This is a genomic window from Agrobacterium sp., from assembly GCF_032092815.1.
Lineage (GTDB): Bacteria > Pseudomonadota > Alphaproteobacteria > Rhizobiales > Rhizobiaceae > Agrobacterium.
In genome coordinates, this window is sequence record NZ_DAMDBP010000036.1 from 31,596 (window position 1) to 48,037 (window position 16,442).

15 protein-coding genes are annotated in these 16,442 nt (G+C 56.6%); 7 read left to right on the top strand and 8 right to left on the bottom strand.

Annotated features, from left to right (window positions below; translation table 11 throughout):
* Nucleotides 1-4: 4 nt before the first annotated feature.
* From RT613_RS18195 to RT613_RS18220, 6 genes are all read right to left on the bottom strand, one after another.
* Nucleotides 5-829 (bottom strand): creatininase family protein, encoded by an 825-nt coding sequence (locus RT613_RS18195; RefSeq protein ID WP_313617639.1) that lies wholly within the window; start codon nucleotides 827-829, stop codon nucleotides 5-7.
* A gap of 69 nt (nucleotides 830-898) precedes the next feature.
* Nucleotides 899-1,894, bottom strand: coding sequence for an ABC transporter substrate-binding protein (locus tag RT613_RS18200; RefSeq protein WP_313617640.1), 996 nt, complete (start codon nucleotides 1,892-1,894; stop codon nucleotides 899-901).
* Nucleotides 1,895-1,925: 31 nt separating this feature from the next.
* Nucleotides 1,926-3,317 carry an FAD-binding oxidoreductase gene (locus RT613_RS18205; protein ID WP_313617642.1) on the bottom strand — a complete coding sequence of 464 codons (1,392 nt, stop codon included), beginning with the start codon at nucleotides 3,315-3,317 and terminating at the stop codon, nucleotides 1,926-1,928.
* A gap of 16 nt (nucleotides 3,318-3,333) precedes the next feature.
* Nucleotides 3,334-3,753, bottom strand: coding sequence for an oxalurate catabolism protein HpxZ (hpxZ, locus tag RT613_RS18210; protein WP_313617644.1), 420 nt, complete (start codon nucleotides 3,751-3,753; stop codon nucleotides 3,334-3,336).
* On the bottom strand, nucleotides 3,750-4,535 hold the full coding sequence (locus RT613_RS18215; protein WP_313617646.1) for a cysteine hydrolase family protein: 786 nt from the start codon (nucleotides 4,533-4,535) through the stop codon (nucleotides 3,750-3,752). The genes hpxZ and RT613_RS18215 overlap by 4 nt, the downstream gene beginning before the upstream one ends.
* A gap of 3 nt (nucleotides 4,536-4,538) precedes the next feature.
* Nucleotides 4,539-4,961 carry a cupin domain-containing protein gene (locus RT613_RS18220; protein ID WP_313617648.1) on the bottom strand — a complete coding sequence of 141 codons (423 nt, stop codon included), beginning with the start codon at nucleotides 4,959-4,961 and terminating at the stop codon, nucleotides 4,539-4,541.
* Nucleotides 4,962-5,104: 143 nt separating this feature from the next.
* Here RT613_RS18220 and RT613_RS18225 point away from each other — a divergent pair, with 143 nt between their 5' ends.
* A complete protein-coding gene (locus tag RT613_RS18225) occupies nucleotides 5,105-6,028 on the top strand; it encodes a LysR family transcriptional regulator (RefSeq protein ID WP_313617650.1) in 924 nt (307 codons plus the stop codon).
* Between the two features lie 34 nt (nucleotides 6,029-6,062).
* Here RT613_RS18225 and RT613_RS18230 read toward each other — a convergent pair whose 3' ends face one another.
* Together RT613_RS18230 and RT613_RS18235 are read right to left on the bottom strand one after the other, a co-directional pair.
* Nucleotides 6,063-8,201: a sensor histidine kinase gene (locus tag RT613_RS18230; RefSeq protein ID WP_313617652.1), complete on the bottom strand. Its 2,139-nt coding sequence runs from the start codon at nucleotides 8,199-8,201 to the stop codon at nucleotides 6,063-6,065.
* A complete protein-coding gene (locus RT613_RS18235; protein WP_313617654.1) occupies nucleotides 8,198-8,938 on the bottom strand; it encodes a response regulator transcription factor in 741 nt (246 codons plus the stop codon). The genes RT613_RS18230 and RT613_RS18235 overlap by 4 nt, the downstream gene beginning before the upstream one ends.
* Before the next feature lie 239 nt (nucleotides 8,939-9,177).
* Here RT613_RS18235 and RT613_RS18240 point away from each other — a divergent pair, with 239 nt between their 5' ends.
* From RT613_RS18240 to RT613_RS18265, 6 genes are all read left to right on the top strand, one after another.
* Nucleotides 9,178-10,170 carry an ABC transporter substrate-binding protein gene (locus tag RT613_RS18240; protein WP_313617668.1) on the top strand — a complete coding sequence of 331 codons (993 nt, stop codon included), beginning with the start codon at nucleotides 9,178-9,180 and terminating at the stop codon, nucleotides 10,168-10,170.
* Between the two features lie 116 nt (nucleotides 10,171-10,286).
* The gene (locus RT613_RS18245; protein WP_313617656.1) at nucleotides 10,287-11,312 is read left to right on the top strand and encodes an ABC transporter substrate-binding protein; all 1,026 of its coding nucleotides are present in this window, start codon (nucleotides 10,287-10,289) and stop codon (nucleotides 11,310-11,312) included.
* An 84-nt stretch (nucleotides 11,313-11,396) separates the two neighbouring features.
* Nucleotides 11,397-13,628 carry an iron ABC transporter permease gene (locus RT613_RS18250; RefSeq protein WP_313617658.1) on the top strand — a complete coding sequence of 744 codons (2,232 nt, stop codon included), beginning with the start codon at nucleotides 11,397-11,399 and terminating at the stop codon, nucleotides 13,626-13,628.
* Nucleotides 13,625-14,686: an ABC transporter ATP-binding protein gene (locus tag RT613_RS18255; protein WP_313617660.1), complete on the top strand. Its 1,062-nt coding sequence runs from the start codon at nucleotides 13,625-13,627 to the stop codon at nucleotides 14,684-14,686. Before RT613_RS18250 ends, RT613_RS18255 begins: the two co-directional genes overlap by 4 nt.
* A 31-nt stretch (nucleotides 14,687-14,717) precedes the next feature.
* Entirely contained in the window at nucleotides 14,718-15,545 is an 828-nt protein-coding gene (locus RT613_RS18260) for an inositol monophosphatase (RefSeq protein WP_313617662.1), read from the top strand.
* Nucleotides 15,546-15,667: 122 nt separating this feature from the next.
* Nucleotides 15,668-16,442 (top strand): inositol monophosphatase (locus RT613_RS18265; protein WP_313617664.1); only part of this gene is annotated, 775 nt, incomplete at its 3' end.

Genomic DNA, 16,442 nt, shown 5'->3' on the forward strand with positions numbered 1-16,442 from the left:
GGGTTCATTCCCCCTTTGTGTACATGGTCTTTGAGGTGATACGGTCGAGCGGGTAGTGGGCAATCTCGCCGATCAGCTTGATCAGGCGGTCAGATGCGCGCTCGACGGTGATGCGGCCACGTTCCGCGTCTGCTGCTGCGGCATTGCCGCATGCGCCGGACGGGTGAATATCCTGCGACTGCCAGCCGAAACCGACAGCGCCGCCTTCGGTCATCAGCATGTCGTATTCTTTTTCAAGCTGCTTGGAGAGTGGCATGAAATCCTCGGCATATTGCATGTCGACCAGTTCCGGATGCAGGTAACGCAGGACGCTGGTTTCCACTTCGCCGGCATGAATGCCGTGCTTGCGTTCTTCGCCATCGAACAGGTCACTCAGGTCGGTGAAACGTGACCACTGCGACGACACAGCAAACATGCCGAGATTGACGCGCAGCTGGCGGCAGACAATTTCCATCACCTGTGGCTGGCCACCATGCGAGTTGACGAACAACACTTTGCGCACGCCAGCGCGGTAGGCGCTTTCGCAGACCTCATACCAGAGGCGGCCAAGCGTTTCGGCAGAAAGGGTCAAGGTGCCGGGGAAGGCGGAGTGCTCGTTCGACTTGCCGACGCTCATGGTTGGCAGGATGAGAGCAGGAAAGTCCGGTGCCATCTTGGCCACCGCGTGTTCCATGATGCCATTGTTGATGGCGGCGTCAACGCGAACGGGCAAATGCGGTCCGTGCTGTTCGACTGCGCCAACGGGCAGGACGGCCACGATCTTGCTCATGTCCATCGACGCAAAGTCACGCGCCGTCAGATCCCACCACCAATGCGATTTCAGGTTCATAGTCATATTTCCCGGTAATGATGCAGATTTTTAAGAGAGAGGCGCCAGGCACCTCTCTCCGGGCAGATGTCAGTTCATCGGCTTTTCGAGGAACTTGGTCGTAAAGGCGCTGGCGTAATCGAAGTCAGCCGGGAAGAGGCCATTTTCGACCAACATGTCGTAATGGGCCTTCCAGCGTGCGTCGGAGATCCAGCCGATACCGTGTTTGGCGGTCTCTTCGTTTTCGACCAGATTATTGGCCGTCATCATGTCATGGCTGTAATCCATCAGCTCCTTGGTGATCTGCGGATTGAGTTTGTTGATGGCGGCAAATGCGACGGACGGATCTTTCAGGAAATCGACCCATCCCTTGCGAGAACCATCGACGAGGCACTGAACGACCTGCGGCTTCTCATCGATCATCTTCTGCGACACGACGACGATCACCGTATAGGGGTTATAACCCATGTCGGAGAGCAGGAAGTAGGATGGCAGCTTGCCAGTCTCGGTCTTGATGCGGAACGGCTCCTGCGTCACGACGCCCTGCTGGATCGAGGTGGTGTCCGACATCCAGGTGGCGATCTGCCCCGTGTAGGTGCGCAGCTGCTCGTCCGTATAGCCGTATTTGGTTTTCAGGAATGGCCAGAAGGTCGTGCGGTTGCTCTGCGAAATCAGAACAGGTTTTCCCTTGATGTCTTCAGGCGCCTTGATGCCGGATTCATCGTGGTACAACATCACCGTCAGAAATTTCTGCATTGAGGCCATTACGGCCTTGGCCGGAAAACCAACCGAATTCATGCGCAAAACACCGTCATTCTGCGGCAGCAGGGCAACATCGACCGCACCTGTTGTCAGAAGCTGGGTTGGGTCAATGCCGGGTGCGCCTTCGCGCAATGTCATGTCGATGCCGCAGGCGGAATAATAACCCTTTTCAAGGGCTTCATAGAAACCTGCAAATTCCGGCTGGGCTTTCCAGCTCAGCTGAAAGGTGACAGGTTCGTTGGCGGCTGCGGGAGCAGCCAGGCTCGCAAGCGCGGCCAGGGCCGCGATGGAGGATTTCAGGTAAGTGCCTATCTTCATTTCCATTGTTCCCTCATTGTTGTTTTGGGGTATGTGATCAGGCGGTTTTGGCTTCCAGCCAGCCATCGGTTTTCAGAAATTTGTCGATGACGGCATCCTTGGTTTCGTCGATTTCGAAACGGCCGGGATTGAGCAGACCTTTTGGGTCCATGCGTTGTTTGAAGGCGATGTCGGCGGGACCGATTTCCTTTTTTCCGACGCCGCGCACGTTGGAAGCATGTGGATTGGCAACGCGAATTCCCTCTTCGCGCATCATTCGCACCACGTCTTCGACTTCCTCTTCCTTTTCGAAGGTGATGAAGGTTGAGCCGGAGCAGACGAGATCACCTTCCCAGCGGCGAACCTCCAGTCTCAGTGGTCCGGTGTGGCGAATGTGCTCATAAACCCGCAGGACCTGCGCCTCGAGATTGGCCGAGCGGATGAAGCCCTCAACCTCGGTGACGTGCGGCATGGTTTTCTGGACCTGAAGCGTGGTGTGGCCGAAGGCAAATTCATGCATTGGCCTGCCATAAGGGCCATCGCCCTCTGGCGCTTCGGTAAGGATCGTGCCGCCTGCCTCGGTCACCATTTCGCGGTAAAGTTCCATGGAGGCGATGTCGATCATGGCCATGACCACCGACTTGCCGGCTGGCACGAAGGGAGCAAATGGCGCAAGCCACTGACCGATTGGCCACTCGTAAGCGGATGCCAGTTTCTTGACGAGACCGGTCTCATATCCGATCGACAGCGCGTGGCGGATCGCAGTGGGGTAGTCGTCAAACCCCACCAGAAGTTCGATCCATTGGCGGGCAGGTGCCAGCGCAAATTCGACTTCAGTGATGATGCCGTTGGTGCCGTAGCCATGCTGCAAAAGACGGGTGTCCTTGCCGCGCAACTCGATGAGTTGAGGGTTTTCCTCCACGGATGAGGCTTCAAGGGCGATGATATTGCCCCGGTCGCGCAAGACGCCCCAGGTGATTGATCCAACCCCGCCGGTGCCGCCGGCAATGAAGCCGCCAATCGTTGCCTGACGTCTGGTGGTCGGGAAGAAACGCAGTTCCTGACCGGTTGCCTGAACGGCGGCTTCAATGTCTTCGATCTTTGTACCGGCAAATGCCCGCACCGCACCCTCACGGATGGAGATGATGCCACTGAGGCCGGACAGATCCAGCATCGCGCCACCCCGCAGCGGTACGCTCTGGCCGTAATTTGCAGTTCCGGCGCCACGTGGCGTCAGTGCGATGCCGTGCTTGTATGCCGCTTTGGCAACTTTCAGTACCTCGTCCTTGCTGCGTGGCGACACCACCAGTTCTGCCTGAAGGCCTGCCAGCGTTTTCTGGAGAAGCGGGCTTAACGAATAATGATCGCGGCTCTTTGTCCTGATCGTGCGCGGATCGGTTGATGCCGAGATGTCACCAAGATCGGCAATGAAGGCATGGATATCGGACAATGGAGCCTCCTTGAGGTTAACGGTCGGCGTTCATCAGCGAAACGTGAGCGGCTGCAATCTTCCAGCCATCGACAGTGCGTATCCAGGTCTGGCTCTGGCGGCCTCGGGTGCCGGTGGCTGGCCTTATGAATTCCAGATTGCAGGTTGCGACATCGGATCCATGGGTGGTGATGACGCGGCGAAGAACATCGCGTTGCGGCGAACCTCCACTGCGGCCGATGCGGAATGCGCGGATTTCCTCGATGCCGTAGAGGTTTTCAGCGATGCCGTATCGCAGGGTTTCGCTGGCCGACCAGAACAGCGCATCAAGCGTGTCGAGGTCATTTGTCATCAATGCCACCTCATAGGCGTCGCACAGGACAGTAACTTCGGCGACGACGTCAGGCAGATTGACCGGCAATACGGCAGCGCTTGATGCTGTTGTCTCCAACGTCATGCCAGCTGCTCCCTGATTTCTGCGGAGTTGCAGACAAAACCGAAGCACTGGCGCACATTGTAAAGCGTGGCCTGCATGCAAAAGTCCGGTGATGTGGTGGCAGAGCAATCTTCCAGCAGGATGCAGTCGAAGCCGCGGAAATTGCCATCCTGCAATGTGCACAGCACGCACTGGTCAGCATTCACGCCGGCAAACAGCAGGGTTGTGACGCCGAGATTACGCAGCACGCTTTCCAGAACCGTATCGTGAAAACCCGACATGCTGTATTTATCAACGCAGATGTCATCGGATTCGATTGCCAACTCGTCGACAACCTGTGCGGCCCAACTGCCTGCCTGCAGAACCTCTGCATCGCGCGCTGGCAGCTTGTCACCGATACCGATGCTAAGGCCGTCGGAATTGTAGACATGCAGGATGCCCGGCGAGAGATTGGCGCGGTCGGCGCGGTTGCCCCAGTTCACCCACACGACAGGCACATCGGATTTGCGCAGCACTGGCAGCAATGCCTGTAGCGGCTCAATGGGTGCGCGGGCCGGTGTGACATCCACGCCGATATGGGCAAGCCAGCCATCCGGGTGGCAAAAATCGTTCTGCATGTCGATGACGATGACAGCCGTTTTGGCGGCGTCGAAGGTGATCGTGCGGTTGCGATCCTGCACCGAAACCGGACGTGCGCTGACTGGCACACGGACCATGTTGACCTTTTCGGCCGAGACCCGCCATTCGTTACGGGCCGAGGGACCGAGCGGGTTGAGGGGCGGCTGGTTTGCCATGGCATCCATAGATTACAGCCCCTGCAAAACGCGAATGTCTTCTTCGTCAAGGCTGACGCGCTCACCGCTGCGGATCAGTTCCGAAAAATCCTGGTTCGGTGTCATGACGGTGAGGGTGTAAAGCTTTGAGGTGCCGGTGTTCTTGACGATATGGACGCTGCCGGGATTGAGAAGCAGGGCATCGCCCTTCTTGATCGGCATTTCATCGCCATCGCTGGAAGCGATGCCTTCGCCGTGCAGCACGTAGAAAAATTCATGCGCATCGGAATGGCTGTTTGGCGGAGTTGCGCCGCCGACGTTGAAGATTTCAACGACGAAAATATTGTCCGTTGGTGCGGATTTCGGATCGAACAGAATGGCGAAATAATTGGTATCGGTCGGCGAGATCCTGAACACCTCGGCGCTTGTCGGATTTTCAAAAGAAAAGGTTTTCATCGTCGCTTCCTATGGAGTATTTGCCTAGTTTATAGGCGTGGCGTTTTTTCGGGCGCATGGACATTGTTAGCAAGGATAAAATGAATTAAAAGCGCTTAATTGTGTCGTTTGCGTTGCCTTTTAGGCAACATAGGTTTTACGTGATGCTGCATGCCAGATTGCTCAGCTATTTCGATGAAGTTGCCCGTTCAGGGTCCATCCGCAAGGCGGCTGAAAAGCTCAATGTCGCGCCTTCTGCGGTCAGCCGGCAGATTCTCGCCTTCGAAGAAGAGCTTGGAACGCCGATTTTCCAGCGCACCACACGCAAGCTGTTGCTGACCGCAGCTGGTGAAATTCTGATCCGCCACATTCGCGCGACCTTAAAGGACATGGAGCGTGTCCAGTCACAGATCGAAGAGCTGAAGGGTTTGCGGCGCGGAGAAATCACCGTTGCTGTGATGAGTGGCCTTGCCGCCAATCTCGTACCGCGCGCCGTTGCCCATTTCCAGAAACGCAATCCGCGCGTCAAACTTCAGCTGCGATTGTTGCCGACTGGCGACGACATCATGGACAGTGTGGAAAACGGCGAGGCTCATATCGGGCTTGGCTTCGACTTTCCATCGCGCCCCAATATCCGCGTACTTGACGTGGCGATTGGCCGTCTGGGTGCGGTGATGGCGCCGGATCATCCGCTGGCCTTGCGGTCCAGCATAAGAATCAGTGATTGTATCGGTTACCGGCTGATCGTTGCCGATATGACGATGGCGATCCGGCCACATCTCGACCGGCTTTTCTCCAAGATGAAGCTGGAGCCACAATTTGCTGTCGAGACCAATTCGATCGAGGTGATGCGACACACGGCGCTATCCGATGAAGGCATTACCTTCCTCACGCCGTTTGACATCGAATATGAACTGCGGCAGGGGCGGCTGATCTATATTCCGATCCATGAGCTTGCCCACCACACACAGCAATTGATGCTGATCGGTAGTGAAAGAACGCCAAGCGCATTGGCCAGCCTGTTCGTGGAAAACCTGCGACAGGTGATCCAGCAGGTCTCAAACGTCGCAGATTTCACAGCCAACTGATTTCAAACTGCGTCATTCAGCACCTGTGGCACAGTCACCGCTCTGAGTTGTAGCTCAGGTGGCTGTTCCCACTCACGATTTCTATTATCGGAAACAGGAGTTTGATCGAAGTTCCCTGTCCGACGACGGAGTGGATATGAGCCTCACCACCGCTCTGGCGCACGAAACCATATACCATGGCAAGGCCAAGACCTGCGCCGCCATGTTCTTCACGGGTGGTGAAATAGGGTTCAAACGCCTTGTCGATGGCTTCCGGCGTCATGCCAATGCCTTCATCGGTGACATCGATCGTCAGAATATCCCTGTTCGAAGAGGCACTGATCGAGATCAGGCCACCCCGCGGCATGGCAGCGGCTGCATTCAGGCAAAGGTTGAGGATCGACTGCTCAAGAAGCGCAGGGTCAAGCGGGATGGTCGGCAATTCCTCGTTCAGATGAAGTGCAATATGGCACTTTGATCCAACAGCGATTTCCAGAATATCGGCCATGCCACGTAACAGGCTGGCAACATCAATGCGTTGTGCATGGATCGGCTGCTGGCTGCCGACGGTCAACATGCTCGAAGCAAGCGAGCGGCCGCGATCTGCCGCCTTGCGAATACGGGCGATGTGGCGTTTCTGCCGATCATTAAAGCCGGCCTCTCGCTCCAAAAGACCAAGACTGCCGGTGATGATGCCGATCATGTTGCCGACCTCGTGGCTGACCTGATGGGTCATGCGCATGATGCCGTCGAGACGCTGGGCCTTGGCTGCTTCCGCTTCCTGCCGATCAAGGGCCGTGATATCGCGGGCCAGCAGCACTATGCCGCCATCTGGCTGGCGTGATACGGACACCTCAATGACGCGTCGGTCTTTGGTGCGATGTCTGAGGAAAACGCGGTCGACCAATGTGCCGGGCACCGTGTCTGAAGGCAGCAATTGCGGATCGATTTCCGGTATCGTTTCGACAAAACGCCGTAGCGCCAGTTTGCGTGGAGAGCCTGAGCGTCCCACCAGCTCGATAATCCGCCGGTTCATGGTGATTGGTCGGCCAGTCGGGTCAAACAGGGCAATGCCTTCATTCATGTTGCGGAAGGTTGAGCGGATGGTGCGGGCCGCGGCCTCTGCCGTGCGCCGTAGGCGCGAGACACGATCCCCGCTGGCATGGAAGGCCCGAAACGCATCAAGAAGCTGAATGAGCTCGGTTTCCGGTCCGCGATAGGAGGGCGGACCGATGTCCTTTTCACCCTTGGCCAGCGCATTCATGCCGTTGGACAGTGTCACGATACCGCGTGAGACACGCATGACCGAGCGGATCGAAAACACCGCCATCACCAGAACCAGCAGGGATGCAAATGCCACGATGACCAGAAGACGGCTCAGCGCATCGGATGTCGACAGCAAATCCTCGTTCAGGCCACGGGCTATGGCATCACTTTGAGTTTCCGTCGCATGTGACAAGTCCCGCGATACGGTGTGCAGTTTGGCAACCGAGGCGCGGATTGCGAACATTTCAAGCAGATATTGGGTCTGCGCCTTGAATACACGCTCATAGGGTATCAGATCGGCTGCAGCGATACGGTCGCCAGGATATCCTTGTTGTCGGGCGGTGGTTTCGGCGACATAACGGCGGCGCAGCTCACCAAGCTGGAACAGGCTGTCGGAGGTTGAGGCAGCCTGCACGATACCGTTCATGCGCTGGCGCATGTTAGGGTCCATCACACCCTGACCGGTGGCAATTTCCCCAAGTGCTGCGGCCGCATCGGCCTTGTGGACCTGAGCGGCATCTGCATCCTTGACCAGATCGAGGGTTTGCATACGGATTTGCTGGAGCAGTTCCACGATGCGGTCACTGGCAAAACCGGGAATGGTGCGTTCACCCTCGCGCGGTGTGATCATTGCCAGCAGGCTGTCGACCTGCTGCACCACAGACCGGCTTTCGCTGGAAACACGGTAGGGGGATGCGGCGTTCATCAGAAATGGGGCGCTCGACACGAGGTCCGAGACCTGCCGCGATACCAGCGATACCCGCCCCAGACTGGCAAATGCCTGCAAGCCATAAGCAGCCATTTCATCGCGGGCTTTTTGCAAGCCGTAAAGGGCAATTGCCGAAAGGCTGAACACAAGCACGCAGATGAAGACGATCGCAAACGGCAGGCGAAAGGCGATCGACGACCAGAAGGAGCGAGTGATCACGGCGAAAGCTCTGCCTCGTCGGTATGTAGAACATATCCCCTGCCGCGGCGCGTCTTGATATGGCGGGGCAAATCCGGGTTTCTTTCGATCTTGCGCCTTAAACGCAGCACCAGCACATCGACATTACGGTCGATGTAGCGGTCACTTTCCGAACCCAGACGGTCGAGGATCTGTGCGCGGCTGACCGGCTGGTTTGGTGTTTCGGCAAGGATTTCCAAGAGTGCGAATTCGGCCGTTGTCAGCGTTTTGCTGCGGTCAGCAAGGCAGACGGCCTGATGGGCGTCATGGTCGAAAATCCAGTCGCCCAGCCGCAAAGAGGAGCGACTGTGATCACGCTCATTGTCTTTTTCATGTTTCAAAGACGGAATGGTTCTCCGCAGCACGGCCTTGATCCGTGCCGTCAACTCAATCGGCTCGAAGGGTTTGACCACATAATCGTCTGCTGCGGTTTCCAACCCTAAAACACGGTCAGCGGCACTGCCAGCCGCAGTGACCATGACGATGCCGATATCGATCTTGCTGCGCAGCCGCTGCGCAAAAGTCCGTCCGGATGCACCCGGCAGATTATGATCGACCAGCACAAGCTGCATGGTGTCCGTTGCCAATATCTGGTCTGCCTCCTCCGCAGACCGGGCGCAGGTCGGTGCCCACCCCTCGGCCTCGACCAGATCGGCAATCAGTTCGGACATGTCTGGATCGTCCTCGACGATCAGAATCTTTACCTTCTGATTGAGCACTGCGTATTCCTCCCGCAGCCATCATAAGCACGCTCTTTGATATCTTCAAAGCTTCGCTGGTTATCGGAAATGTCATATTTGTAACAAATGTCATCTTGTTGGGCGCTTTGGTGAAAGATTGGTAACCATTCTTCGATTGCGGCAGCGACAGGATGTGACATGCTGTTTGTGGAGATTGGAACGGGGAGGTTCCAAGCAGGGAGGCTCACTTGAGAGCAATTACCGCGTTAGCGGCGAGCATGGTCGTATGGCTGTGGGGCGCGGGCTATGGCATGGCCGAGCCGAAGCTGAACGTATTGTGCGGCGTTGATGAGGCATGGTGTGTCACCATGCAGCAGGCGTTTGAGAAAAAAATGGGTGTCGAAATTTCGGTTGTTCGCAAGAGCACCGGTGAAATTCTCGACCAGATTCGTGCCGAGCGTTCGAAGCCGACCATAGACGTGTGGTGGGGCGGCACGGGTGACACGCATCTGCAGGCCAGTTCCGAGGATTTGCTCGAGGAATATCACCCCGCCAATCCGGACGATCTTCTGCCTTGGGCGCAGAATTTCTACGCAATGTCGGGCGCGCGTTCTGCCGGGATTTACGCCGGTGCCTTGGGGTTTGCCTATAATACGGAGCTTCTTGCCAAGGAGGGTCTGCCAGCGCCGACCTGCTGGAAAGATCTGGCCAAGGATATTTATCGCGGTCATATCCAGTCGGGAAATCCGAACTCTTCAGGCACGGCTTTCACGCTTCTGGCGACACTTGTCCAGCTGTTCGGGGAGGAGGAAGCGTTCAATTTCCTGGCAAAGCTTAATCGCAATGTCGTGGCTTACACCAAGGCAGGGTCTGCGCCGGTCAAGGCCGCGGCTCGTGGCGAGGTGCTGATTGGAATTTCCTTCATGCATGATGCGGTAACGCAGAAGATTGAAGGATTTCCGCTGGCAATCGTCGCTCCTTGCGAAGGCACCGGTTACGAAATCGGGGCGGCAAGCATCGTCAAAGGGGCAGCGCATCTGGCTCTCGCCCAGGCTTTTGTGGATTTTGCCTTGAGCCCGGAGGGGCAGGCAACCGGGTTCAGCGCCGGACAAAATCAGGTGCCATCCAATGCCAAGGCGACCCTGCCGCTGACGGCGCCCGATATATCGATGATCAAGATGGTGGATTACGATTTTGCCACCTTTGGTTTGCCCGAAGAGCGAAGTCGGCTGTTGAACCGCTTCGATAACGAGATACATCCGACCCAATAAGAGGCCGCATCTCACAACGATAAAAACACAACGCAGTCCCGCACCGGGCACTGCGACCGGCAGCGCCATGTTTAATCGCCGCCACCCATTCAGACGCAAGCTATAGGAGGATACCCATGCGACTGACACTACTGAGCAGCCTGCTCTTTGCAGGTACCGCACTCACCACCACTGGCGCGCAGGCGGCAGGTGAACTCAACCTGATTTGCTCGGCCGATGTGGTCATCTGCGAACAGATGAAGGGCGATTTCGAAAAGTCTCATGACATCAAGGTCAACATGGTTCGCCTGTCTTCGGGTGAAACCTATGCCAAGGTTCGTGCTGAATCACGTAACCCCAAGACCGACATCTGGTGGGCAGGCACAGGGGATCCCCATATGCAGGCGGCATCTGAGAACCTGACACTCGAATACAAGTCGCCAATGCTTGACCAGTTGCAGGACTGGGCGGTGAAGCAGGCCGAAAGCACCGATTACAAGACAGTTGGCGTTTATGCCGGTGCATTGGGCTGGGGTTACAACACCGAAATCTTCAAGTCCAAAGGATACAAGGAACCATTGTGCTGGGCCGACCTGCTGGCACCAGAATTGAAGGGTGAAATCCAGATTGCCAACCCGAATTCTTCGGGTACGGCTTACACTGCACTGGCTTCTCTGGTGCAGATCATGGGGGAAGATCAGGCCATTGATTATCTGAAAAAGCTCAACGCCAATGTCTCGCAATATACCAAGTCCGGCTCTGCACCTGTGAAGGCTGCGGCCCGTGGCGAAACCGCACTTGGGATCGTCTTCATGCATGATGCTGTTGCACAGACGGCAGAAGGGTTCCCCGTCAAGTCGGTCGCGCCATGTGAAGGCACCGGTTACGAGATCGGCTCCATGTCGATCATCAAGGGTGCCCGCAATCTCGACAATGCAAAGATCTGGTATGACTGGGCGCTGCAGGCCGATGTCCAGTCTCGCATGAAAGATGCCAAGTCCTTCCAGCTGCCATCCAACAAAACAGCAGAAGTGCCAAAAGAGGCGCCGAAGTTCGAAGACATCAAGATGATTGACTACGACTTCAAGACCTTTGGCGACCCTGCCAAGCGCAAGGCCCTGCTGGAACGTTGGGATCGTGAAGTCGGCGCTGTCGCCAACTGATCCAGGACCAGTTGACCGGTATCCGGGCCAAGGGCTGCGGATACCGGTCACCCATTTCTCCGCATGAAAATAGCGAGGTCGGCCATGACGCGTGGCAATCGCAGGCTGGACATTGTCCTGATCCTTGGGGCGTTGGCCCTTTTTCTTCTCCCCTGGTATCGCATCGAAGGTGGCTTCTTCAGTTTTCGTTGGGTGTCTGAATTTTTCTCTTCGGCCAGCAATGCGCCCGCGGTGCTGCAGATTTTCCTCTACGGTAAACCATGGCTGATCGGTGTCGCCGTGTTCTTCCTTGCTGGATGTGCTGTTCGACCCATCGCTGACCCGATGCGACGCGGCAAGCTTCTGGCATGGATCGGTGCGGCAGGGCTGTTTTTCCTCTGCCTTCAGGGCCTGGCAATTGGCTTTACCGGTTGGACCTGGTCTGTCAGCGAAAACCTGTTTGGCGTATTGGCAGATGGTCAGGCATCGCTTGGTGCCGGTGCCGTTACCCTGTCTCTGGTTTTCGTGCTGTTTTTTGCGTTTGGCCTTGCCGAGCGTGGGGTGATGAAGGGTGACGCCTTTGTCGTCGGATCGATTTCCGTACTGGTCTTCCTGGTTGCGGTTTTTGTGTTCTATCCGATTGGCAGCATGCTGATCGCCTCGGTTCAGGACTTTGACGGTTCGTTTAATGCCGATGGTTTTGTCCGCAACATGCAGGATCCGGGCATCTGGAGCCTTGGTTGCGTGATTGGCGAAACACGTTGTGGTGTGGCCTGGCGCACGCTGTTTCTGGCGGTGATGACGGCGACTGGCTCGACGGTGCTCGGGCTTGGTTTTGCGCTGGTTGCCACCCGCACCCGTTTTCCTTTCAAGAAGGGCCTGCGCCTTTTGACGGTTTTGCCGATCATCACGCCACCCTTTGTTATCGGTCTGGCTTTGACGCTGTTGTTCGGCCGCGCCGGTGTCGTTACGCAGGGCTTGTCTGATCTGTTCGGGATCGAACCCGGCCGTTGGCTTTATGGTTTGACCGGTATCTGGATTGCCCAGGTTCTGTCCTTTACGCCAATTTCCTTCCTTGTGTTGATTGGTGTGGTCGAAGGTGTCAGCCCTTCCATGGAAGAGGCATCACAGACACTGCGCGCCGATCGCTGGCGTACCTTTTGGCGGGTTTCCTTGCCGCTGATGAAGCCGGGTCTCGCCAATGCCTTTCTGATTGGTTTCATTGAAAGCATGGCGGATTTTGGAAATCCGCTGGTGCTGGGTGGCAGCCACGGCGTGCTGTCGACGGAAATCTTCTTTGCTGTTGTCGGTTCTCAAAATGATCCGTCACGTGCTGCCGTCCTTGCCATCATTCTGTTGTGTTTCACGCTTTCGGCGTTCCTTGCCCAGCGCTTCTGGCTGGCGGGCAAGAATTTTGCGACCGTGACGGGCAAGGGTGATAGCGGTGCACATATTGCCTTGCCGCGCGGTCTTTCGATTGGCGTTCATGCGATTGTCGTGCCGTGGATGCTGTTCACCATCGTCGTTTACGGTATGATCCTGGTCGGCGGTTTCGTGAAAACCTGGGGTCTCGATAACTCTCTGACTTTTGACCATTATATCAGGGCGTTTTCGGTCAGCATCAGCAATGGCTCGATTGCCTGGACGGGTGTTGCCTGGAACTCGTTCTGGACAACAATGGAGATCGCACTCATTTCCGCGCCGTTGACAGCTGCCGTGGGCCTGTTGACCGCCTATATCATCGTTCGGCAGAAATTTGCCGGCCGGAATGTCTTTGAGTTTGCGCTGATGATGAGCTTTGCCATTCCCGGCACGGTTATAGGTGTCAGCTATATCATGGCTTTCAACCTGCCGCCGCTTGAGATGACCGGTTCGGCACTGATCCTGATTGCCTGCTTTGTGTTCCGCAACATGCCGGTTGGCGTGCGCGGCGGCATTGCGGCCATGAGCCAGCTCGACAAGAGCCTCGATGAAGCGTCGTTGACGCTGCGGGCCGACAGTTTCCGCACGATCAGAAAGGTGATCCTGCCTCTGCTGCGTCCGGCGATCACGGCCGCACTTGTCTACTCGTTCGTGCGTGCGATCACCTCGATCAGCGCCGTCATCTTCCTCGTCAGCGCCCAATACAACATGGCAACGTCTTACATTGTCGGCCTTGTTGAAAACGGCGAATATGGCGTGGCCATTGCTTATTCCTCCATGCTGATCGTGGTGATGATTACCGTCATTGCCGGTTTCCAGCTCCTTGTCGGCGAGCGCCGACTGCGTCGTGAAAATCGCGTCGCGGGCCAACAGTCAGCATCTTCCGTTCCTCTCTCTCAGGAGAAAACCGCATGATTTCCGTAAAACCCGGTTCCGTGACGTTCCAGAACGTTCGAAAAGACTTTGGTGCCTTCACCGCCATTGCCGACCTGTCTCTGACCATCGAACCCGGCACGTTGGTGACCTTGCTCGGGCCATCAGGTTGCGGCAAAACCACGACGCTTCGCATGCTTGCGGGGCTCGAACATCCCACCGCCGGGCGTATCCTGATTGGCGGCAAGGATGTGACCATGTTGCCAGCCAATGAACGTGACGTGTCCATGGTGTTTCAGTCCTATGCGCTGTTTCCGCACATGACCTCGCTCGACAATGTTGCCTATGGTTTGCAATATTCCGGGCTGAGCAAGGCGGAATCGCGTGAAAAGGCTGAAGAAGGCCTGAAGCTCGTTGGCCTTGCGGGCATGGGCCATCGCTTGCCGGCAGAGCTGTCCGGTGGCCAGCAGCAGCGTGTGGCTGTCGCCCGCGCACTGGTGCTGGAACCGCAGGTCTTGCTTCTGGATGAGCCACTTTCCAACCTTGATGCGCGTCTGCGCCGTCGTGTGCGCACTGAAATCCGCGAATTGCAGCAGCGCCTTGGATTTACTGCGGTTTATGTGACTCACGATCAGGATGAGGCCTTGGCGGTCTCCGACCGAATTATCGTGATGAAGGATGGCGAGATTGCCCAGTCCGGTACGCCACGTGAACTTTATGAGGCGCCGGCATCGCCGTTTATCGCCGATTTCATGGGCGAGGCAAATGTCATTGGCTGTGAGGTGGTGAGCATCGAGGGTGCCGATGCGGTGATCCGCGTTGGTGGTGTCGACCACCGCATACCGGCGCGCAATGCCAAGCCCGGTTCGGCAAAGCTCGCCGTGCGACCGGGGTCGATTTCCATCGGTCAACCGGGCGGGCAGGGGCTGGCTGGCCGCGTGCTGCACAGTGCCTATCTTGGCGGCCACGTGGAATATGAGGTCAAGACCGATGTCGGAACCTTGTTCATCATCGACCATGCCGTTGAGACCAATCTGCCAACCTCAAGCGATGTGACATTGGGTTTCAAAAATCGCGGCATTGCCTTGATCCAAGGCTGAACAACCACTGAAAGACGACAGGATTTATGAGATGACGATGCATGATATTGGCCTTCAACAGCGTTTTGAACTGGCGAAGGCTCTGGCGGAAGAGGCGGGCGCCATGGCGTTCGATTACTTCGACAGGCGCGATACTCTGGTGATTGAAACCAAACGTGACCTTCAGGACGTGGTGTCGATTGCCGACCGTAATGTCGAGACATTTTTGCGCGAGCGTGTGCTGGCGGCAATTCCCGAAGACAGCTTTTTAGGTGAGGAATTTGGCCTACAGGACGGCACATCCGGTTACACATGGGTGGTTGATCCCATTGACGGAACGGCACCTTTTGTCAGCGGCATGCCAAGCTGGTGTGTCTCGATTGCAGTGCTGCATCGCGGTTTACCTGTCATCGGTGTTATCAAGGTGCCGTGCGCCAATGAAATCTACGCTGCAGCGGAGGGAGTGGGTGCAACGCTCAACGGCAAGACATTGAAGCTTGACGCCAGCCGCACGGTGCAGAATTCCATGACGGGTATCAGCTCCAACACTCTGGCGGCACCCGAACAGGTCGGCTCCATCATCACCGACCTTTTGGCGCGGGGCGGCAGCTTCATTCGGAACGGTTCAGGTGCGCTGATGCTCGCTTATGTCGCTGCAGGACGTCTGGTCGGTTATTACGAACCCTATATGCGCGCCTGGGACTGCATGGCGGGTTTCTGCCTTATCAAGGAAGCTGGCGGCCGGTTCATGGCCTTTCCCGGCGAGGGCAAGGCATTCCTGGACGCGCATCCGGTTTTGGCCGGAAATATTTCGGCCTATGATGAGCTGATGGCAATTCACGATGCTTCTCTCGCACGTCCGATTGCAGCCTCTGCCTGAGGCAACGGAAAGGACGTCGTTTTCCCCAAAAGAATGACGACGTCCACACCGGAGGGCTGCTTGCAATCAATGAACACGTGTGCAATATTGCACGCGTGTTCAAATCATTTGATGGTGATCTCGTGGAAAACTTGCATTACGCCGATACGCTTCAGGCTCGCGCCGACCTTTGCCGTGCGGTTATCCGCTCTGCCGGAGAGCTGGTTTTGAAAGGTTTTTACGGCGAGGCCGAGCGCAGCATTTCGATGAAAGGTCCGCAGGATTTTCTGACTGTGACGGATGCAGCTTCCGAGGCGCATATTCGCAGCACGATTGCCAAGCATTTTCCGCAAGATACTTTCTTTGGCGAAGAGGGTGGCGGCGAAATCGGTGCAAAGGTCTGGGTTGTCGATCCCGTTGATGGCACGGCCAATTTCGCGCGGGGTATCCCGCATTTCTGCATCTCGATTGCCTATGTCGAGAATGGCCGCACGGAAATCGGTGCCATCTATAATCCGGCTCTCGACGAGCTTTATTTTGCCTGCCGTGGAGAGGGTGCAACGCTGAATGGCAAGCCCATTCTGGCATCGACAACAAGCAGTTTTGATGCCGCCTCGATAGAAATGGGCTGGTCAACGCGGGTTACCAATGAAACCTATCTCGGTGTTGTCAAAAATCTGCTCGATATGGGCACTAACGTGCGCCGCGCAGGGTCAGGCGCACTTGCGCTTGCCTATGTCGCTGACGGCCGTTCGGACGGTTATGTCGAACTGCACATGAACTCCTGGGATTGCCTTGCAGGTCTGTTGCTGGTCAGCGAGGCAGGGGGCGATATCTGCCCGTTTTTCGAAATCGGCAGTCTGCGGGATGGTGGGGCGGTGCTGGCTGCGGCGCGTGGTGTCGCAGCTGGCGTCAGCC